Annotated in this window: 4 protein-coding genes and 2 pseudogenes; 1 reads left to right on the top strand and 5 read right to left on the bottom strand. The window is 75.3% G+C overall.

What is annotated here, in order from left to right:
• Positions 1–67 precede the first annotated feature (67 nt).
• The 5 genes and pseudogenes from HCN52_RS20190 to HCN52_RS20170 all read right to left on the bottom strand — a co-directional run bounded on the left by HCN52_RS20190 (position 68) and on the right by HCN52_RS20170 (position 6636).
• The gene (locus tag HCN52_RS20190; protein ID WP_168089876.1) at positions 68–2104 is read right to left on the bottom strand and encodes a serine hydrolase domain-containing protein; all 2037 of its coding nucleotides are present in this window, start codon (positions 2102–2104) and stop codon (positions 68–70) included.
• Between the two features lie 238 nt (positions 2105–2342).
• On the bottom strand, positions 2343–3944 hold the full coding sequence (locus tag HCN52_RS20185) for a Na+/H+ antiporter (protein WP_168089875.1): 1602 nt from the start codon (positions 3942–3944) through the stop codon (positions 2343–2345).
• Positions 3945–3960: 16 nt separating this feature from the next.
• Positions 3961–4902: an RluA family pseudouridine synthase gene (locus HCN52_RS20180; RefSeq protein WP_168089874.1), complete on the bottom strand. Its 942-nt coding sequence runs from the start codon at positions 4900–4902 to the stop codon at positions 3961–3963.
• Between the two features lie 314 nt (positions 4903–5216).
• Positions 5217–5915 (bottom strand): annotated as a pseudogene (lspA, locus tag HCN52_RS25640) (signal peptidase II); the annotation flags it as partial.
• A 106-nt stretch (positions 5916–6021) separates the two neighbouring features.
• Positions 6022–6636 carry a TraR/DksA family transcriptional regulator gene (locus HCN52_RS20170; protein ID WP_312876797.1) on the bottom strand — a complete coding sequence of 205 codons (615 nt, stop codon included), beginning with the start codon at positions 6634–6636 and terminating at the stop codon, positions 6022–6024.
• Here HCN52_RS20170 and HCN52_RS26440 point away from each other — a divergent pair.
• Positions 6630–6711, top strand: a pseudogene (locus HCN52_RS26440) (TraR/DksA family transcriptional regulator); the annotation flags it as partial. The gene HCN52_RS20170 and the pseudogene HCN52_RS26440 overlap by 7 nt on opposite strands.

The raw sequence follows: 6711 nt of genomic DNA, 5'->3' as shown, positions 1-6711 counted from the left end.
CCGGTGGGACGGCGGGGAGGGTGGGGCGCGCGGCGCGCCCGTGCCCCCGGCCTGGTGGTCCGGCGCGTCAGTAGGTCAGATCGAAGGAGAGCAGGCCGAACAGACCGGCGAAGACGGCGACGCCGAGCAGTCCCAGCAGCACCAGGGCGCTGGCCAGGACGCGCCGCCATCCGGAGCGCCGGCGGATGTCGTCGACCAGCACGATCCCGGCGGGCACCAGGGCGAGGACCCCGGCCCACTGCGCGGCGAGCGGCACGGCGAGGAGCGCCGCGGGGACCGCGGCGAACTGCAGGACGGCGCTGAGCGCGAGCAACCAGCCGGCGAGCGCCGCCAGGGCGAGGCCGGCGCCGACCCGGGTGAGGACGCGGGCGACGACCCCGGACCGGTCCCGGGCACCCAGCCCCAGGCGTCGCCGCACCAGCGGTGCGGCCGGCCAGGAGAGAGCCGCGCCCAGCAGCAGCACGACGGAGCCGATGACCAGCGGCAGGGCGAAACCGGCGTCCCGCACGCCGTCGACCGGCAGCAGCGCGAACGCCGAGGCGTAGCCGATGGCGGTGACGCGGTCGTCCTCCACCCGCATGGTCAGCGTCCGCTGACCGCCGACCTCGCGCCACACCCAGGGCTCGATCTCCTCGTAGGCCGTGGGGACCATGGTCTCCGGGCCGGGCGTCACCAGGATGGTGCCGTCCTCCCGGGCCTCGATCCGCGTCTGGCCGCCCAGCGGGCCGAGCACCGCGAGGAACGTGGAGTGCATGGAGCGCGAGGAGCCGTAGGTGCCTTCGGCGATGGCGGCGTGCTCGGCGGCGGTCGCGGTCCCGGCCGGTTCGCCGGCGTCACCGGAGTCGTCGGCCGGGTAGTAGCGGTCGGCGAAGCCGGCGAGGAGCGATTCGCGCAGCAGCACGCTGGCGAGGTCGTCGGCGCCGCCGCCGTTGACGGAGACGAAGACGCCGGTGCCGTGGTCGGGGTAGAGCTGGAGGTGGGAGTGGAAGAAGTTGGTGTCGCCGCCGTGGCCGAGCGCACGGTGGCCGTTGCGGTCCTCCTCGAAGAAGCCCAGTGTCATGCGCGGCCCGTCGGCAAGGGTGCCGAGGGCGTCGTGATCGAGGCCGGGGCTGTGCATCTCCTCCCGGGTGCCGTCCGCCAGCAGGGCCGCGTCCCCGTCGAGTTCGCCGAGGTGGGCCAGCATGAACCGGGCCATGTCGGTGGCGGAGGCCGTCAGCGCGCCCGCGGGGGCGGTCACCACCTCGAACGGGCCGGACTCCTCGGCGTCGATGCTGGTGTACCCGGCCGCCAGCCGGTCGCGCAGTTCCTCGGGGAGCGGCTGGGTGAAGGTCGAGGAGTCCATGCCGAGCGGCGCGAGGATGTGCTCGTCGACGTAGGCGTCGAAGGGAACGCCGCTGACCTGCTCCACGACGTGGCCGGCGAGCGCGCTGCCGTAGTTGGAGTAGGCGGGGGTCGTGCCCGGCTCGTAGACCTGCTCCGGGGGGTCGGCGGCGAGCTGCGCCCGCAGGTCGGGAGCGTCGCCGTCCATCTCGATCAGGCCGGCGACGCGTTCCTCGAACCCGGGTGTGTGGGTGAGGAGATGGCGCAGCGTCACCTCGGTGTCGAAGGCGTGGGGGACGGGGAAGTCGACGTACTCCGCGACGGGGGTGTCGAGTTCCACCTCTCCGGCCTCGACGAGCTGCATCACGGCGGTGGCGGTGAACAGCTTGGAGACGGAGCCGACGCGGAACAGCGTCTCCTCCGGGTCGACGGCGGCGCGGTCGCCGTCCACGCCGGTGTCGGCCCAGCCGTAACCGCGGGCGGTGAGCAGCTCGCCGTCGTGGACGACGCTGACCGTCGCGCCGGGGATGGCGGTGGCCTCCAGCGCGGCGGGGAAGAACCCGTCCAGCCAGGCGGTGACGTCGGGCTCGGTCAGTTCGGCCGCGGCGGGGGCCTGGGCCCGGGGCGCGGGGACCGGCGCCTGGGCCGCGCCCGCGGCGCAGCCGGAGACGGTGACCGCCGCCAGCGCGGCCAGCGCGGCCAGGACGGCGCGGGCCCGGCGCCCGGAGCGCGGGCGGCGGCGCGCTGCCGGGGGTGGGACGGGGGTGGTCTCGGCGGGGTTCACGAACGCTCTCCTGCTTTCCGGGGAAGGGGCGCCCCGGGTCGGGAGGCACGTCCTCCCGCCTCGCCCGGCGGCGTGGCTCCACCCTCGCCGCGACCGCCCCCGGGCACATCGCGCGCAGGCACACACCCAGGTTGCGACCTTCGGCACAGCCGACTCCTCCCTGAGGAGGAGCCGCCCGGCCGCGAGCGACAGCGACACGACCAGCGCGCGCCCGGCACGAGCGGACCCCGGCGAGCGGTCAGCTCTCGCGGTGGTGCCAGAGACTGCCGCGGTCGAGCTGCCGCAGCACCCGGTCGGCGACCTCCGGCGTCATCCCCGGCTCGGTACGGGCATCGAGCACGGCGCGCCGGGCGGCCGAGAGCATCTCCCCGCGCAGCTCGTGCAGTTCGCGGGTGCGCTGCAACCGGTCGGCGACCTGCTCGCGGCGCTCCTCGTAGGCAAGCTGCGGCGAGATCAGCCACGCCATCTCGTGGGCACGCTGCGCCATGCGCTCAGCGGCGTCCGACGAGACCCGGCCCTGCGCCTCCAGCTCCCGCAGTCGGGCCCGGCAGGCGGTGGCGACCCGCACGGCGAGCGCCCGTTCCTGGGCCTGCTCCCCGCTGCCGTCGGAGGCGACGCCGAGCCGCCCGGTCAGCCAGGGCAGGGTCAGCCCCTGGATCACCAGGGTGCCGAGCACCACCACGAAGGCGACGAAGACGATGGCGTCCCGGCCGGGGAAGCCCCCGCCGGAGTCCACGGTCAGCGGTACTGCCAGGGCCAGCGCGACGGACGCGACGCCCCGCATCCCGGCCCACCACATGACGACGGTCTCGCGCCAGCCCAGCGGGATCTCCTCGCCGCTGTCGGCGCCGCGCCCCAGTCGCCGGGCGAGCCAGGCGGCCGGGGCCAGCCACAGCAGCCGGACCAGGACGACCGTGGCGAGCACCAGCAGTGCCGCCGGGAGCAGCGCGCCCAGCCGGTCGCGGGAGGTCTCCAGGACGGCGTGCACCTCCAGACCGATCAGCCCGAAGGCGACACCGGTCACCAGGGTGTCCACCACCGACCAGAAGCTGTGCCCGGTGAGGCGGCCCGCGACGTCGTCGGGGTCCGCGGCGTACTCCGCGAGGAACAGCGCGGTCACCAGCACCGCGAGCACCCCGGAGCCGGAGAGTTCCTCGGCGACGCTGTAGGAGGCGAACGGCACCAGCAGCGTCAGTCCCGTCGCGAGGGTGGCGTCGCCCAGCAGGGGCATCAGCCGGGAGACGCCCCAGCCGAGGAGAATGCCGACGGCGACGGCGACCGCCGCCGACAGCACCAGCTCGCCGGCGGCCGACGTCACGGAGAACGTTCCCGTCACCGCCGCGGCAACGGCCACGTGGTAGAGCGTGATGGCGGTGACGTCGTTGAAGAGCCCTTCGCCCTCCAGTACCGACACCATGCGGCGCGGCAGGCCGAGCTTCCCGGCGACCGCCGTCGCCGCCACCGGGTCGGGCGGCGCGACCAGTGCCCCGAGCGCCACCGCGCCCGCCAGCGGCAGCCCGGGCACCACGGCGTGGGCGACGGCGGCCACCGCGGCCGTGGTCACGAAGACCAGCGCGACGGCCAGCAGCAGGATCGGGCGGACGTTGGTGGTGAACTCCCGCCATGAGGTGCGCTGCACCGCCGCGTACAGCAGCGGCGGCAGCACCAGCGGCAGGATGTACTCCGGCGGGATCTCCACGTCCGGGACGAACGGGAGTATCGCGAGCGCCGCGCCGAAGAGCGTCATCAGCACCGGCGGCGGCAGTTGCAGCCGGTCGCCGAGTGGCACGATCACCACCGCGCCGAGCAGCAGCGCGAAGAGCAGGGTCAGCTGGTCCATGGCGCTGATCCTCGGCTCAGGCGGAGTCCTCCCGCACCGTCTCCAGGGCGTGGCGCAGGTCTTCGGGGTACTCGCTGGCGAATTCCACCCACTGGCCGTCACCGGGGTGGGTGATTCCGAGGCGGACGGCGTGCAGCCACTGCCGTTCCAGCTTCAGCCGCGCCGCCAGCGTGGGATCGGCGCCGTAGGTCAGATCGCCGACGCAGGGGTGGCGGTGCGCGGACATGTGGACGCGGATCTGGTGGGTGCGGCCCGTCTCCAGCTTGATGTCGAGCAGGCTGGCGGCGCGGAACGCCTCGATCAGGTCGTAGTGGGTGACCGAGGGCTTCCCCTCGGCGGTGACGGCCCACTTCCAGTCGTGGTTCGGGTGGCGGCCGATCGGGGCGTCGATGGTCCCGCTCATCGGGTCGGGGTGGCCCTGGACCAGCGCGTGGTACCGCTTCTCGACGGTCCGCTCCCGGAACTGCTGCTTGAGGTGGGAGTAGGCGCGCTCGGACTTGGCGACGACCATCAGCCCGGAGGTGCCGACGTCGAGGCGGTGCACCACGCCCTGGCGCTCGGCGGCGCCGGAGGTGGAGATCCGGTAGCCGGCGGCCGCGAGGCCGCCCATGACGGTGGTGCCGCGCCAGCCGGGGCTGGGGTGCGCGGCGACACCGACCGGCTTGGAGACGACGACCAGGTCGTCGTCGTCGTGCACGATGACCATGCCCTCGACCGGCTCCGCCACGATCTGCACCGGGGCGGCGGGGGCCGGCATCTCGACCTCCAGCCAGGAGCCCCCGGTGACCCGCTCGGACTTGCCGACCTCGGCGCCGTCCAGCCGCACCTTGCCGGCGGCGGCCAGCTCGGCCGCCTTGGTGCGGGAGAAGCCGAGCATCCGGGCGAGAGCGGCGTCCACGCGCTCCCCCTCCAGGCCGTCGGGTACGGGCAGGGTCCGGGTCTCGGGAAGGGTGCTCACCCGACCGAGTATGACGGACGGCGGGCACCGGCCCGTCCCCGGGCAGGTCGGCGGGGGTGCCCGGCGACGGCCGACGGCCCCCGTCCCGGCGCCGTTCGGGGCGCGGGCGGCGGCCGTCGGGAGGTGACGGGCGGGGCCGGTCGTCAGGTGGTGCGGGGGCCGGTGCCGTCGCGGCCGGTACCGTCCGGGTCGCCGCCGTCGGCGGCGGGCGGCTCGGCGGTGTCCGCGGTGGTCGGGGTGTCCGCGGTGGCCGCGGAGGGGGAACCGGCGGGGGCGGTGTCGGGGGCGTCCGCGGCCGGCTGCTCCTTCTCCTCGTCCCGGTGGACCGTGCCGTCCGGGTCGAGACCGCGGAAGGACAGCAGCACGATGAGGATGCCGCCGCAGACGATCGCGGAGTCCGCGAGGTTGAAGACGGCGAAGTGCTTGGGCGAGATGAAGTCCACGACCGCGCCCTGGAAGACACCGGGCGCCCGGAAGATGCGGTCGGCGAGGTTGCCGAGGGCACCGCCGAGCAGCAGGCCGAGCGCCACCGCCCACGGCGCGCTGTAGAGCTTGCGCGCCAGCCGCAGGATGACGATCACCACGACCGTCGCGATGCAGGTGAAGACGACCGTCAGCGCCTGCCCCATGCCGAACGCGGCGCCGCTGTTGCGGACCGCCTCGAACTGGAGCCACTCCCCCACGATCTGGACCGGCTCGCGGCCCTCCAGCCACTCGACGGTCCAGATCTTGGTGACCAGGTCCAGGACGAAGGCGGTGACGGCGACCGCGGCGAGGACACCGATCCGGCGCCGCCCGCGGGCGGTCGGGGCCGCGTCCGTCGAGCCGGCCCCGGGGCCGCCGGTCGCCTCCGCGCCGGTCGGGGCGTCCGGCTCGGCGTTCCCCGCGTCGTCCGGGGACGGGGCGGTCACCGCCGCCTCCGCGGACCGCTCGGCGTCGCCCGCCGCGCGCTCCCCGGGGCCCTGGCCCCGGGCCTCGTCCGGTGTGTCAATGGTCCGCTCCGCCTCTTTCACGTGAACGAGAGTACGGCACCGTACCGGGCCGCCCCCAGGCACGGTTGGCGGCCGCGGAACGGTGCCCGGGGGCGGGGCGGCGGTGCCGTACCCGCCTCCGGGGACGTCAGAGGCGGCGCTCCAGGCGCTGCTTGCACGCGACGCAGAGCGTGGCGCGGGGGAACGCCTGCATCCGCGCCTTCCCGATGGGCTCACCGCAGTTCTCGCACACCCCGTAGGTGCCGGCCTCCAGCCTGGCGAGTGCCCGGCGGGTCTGGCGGAGCATCTCCCGGGAGTTCCCGGCGAGCGCCATCTCGTGCTCGCGGGTGACGTTCTTGGTGCCCAGGTCCGCCTGGTCGTCGCCGGCGCCGTCGCCCGAGTCCCGCATCAGGCCCGTCAGCGCCTGCTGCGTGGCGTCGATCTCGTCGCGGAGCCGGCGGGCGTCCGCGGTCAGCTCCGCCCGCGCCTCCTCCACCTCCTCGGCCGTCCACGGGTCCTCCCCGGGGCGCACCGCAAGCGCGGCGGGGTCGATCGGGCCTTCGGGGGCCGGCTCGTCCGAGCCGGGCACCGTCGTCTTCTCCGCAGCCACCTGTTCGGCTCCTGTCTCCTCGTCCGGGGCGCCGTCGGCGGCCCGCCGTCTCGTGGTCCCGCTGTCCTCGGCGGACGCCGCACCGCCGTCCGGACCGGTGCCCCGGCCGCCGGCCCGGCCGACCGCCCTGCGGGTCGTCGCCCCGCCGGGCACTCGCCAGGCTGGAGGCCGGCACCTACGGGGTGTGCGAGAACTGCGGTGAGCCCATCGGGAAGGCGCGGATGCAGG

Source organism: Streptomyces bohaiensis, from assembly GCF_012033785.1.
GTDB classification, from domain to species: Bacteria; Actinomycetota; Actinomycetes; order Streptomycetales; family Streptomycetaceae; genus Streptomyces; species Streptomyces bohaiensis.
Note: the sequence above shows the minus strand (reverse complement) of the source record. Positions and strands in the feature narration are given on the sequence as shown.

Excerpts from the sequence above, each read along its gene's own strand:
- HCN52_RS20185 (WP_168089875.1), bottom strand. The coding sequence starts at position 3,944 with ATGGACCAGCTGACCCTGCTCTTCGCGCTGCTGCTCGGCGCGGTGGTG.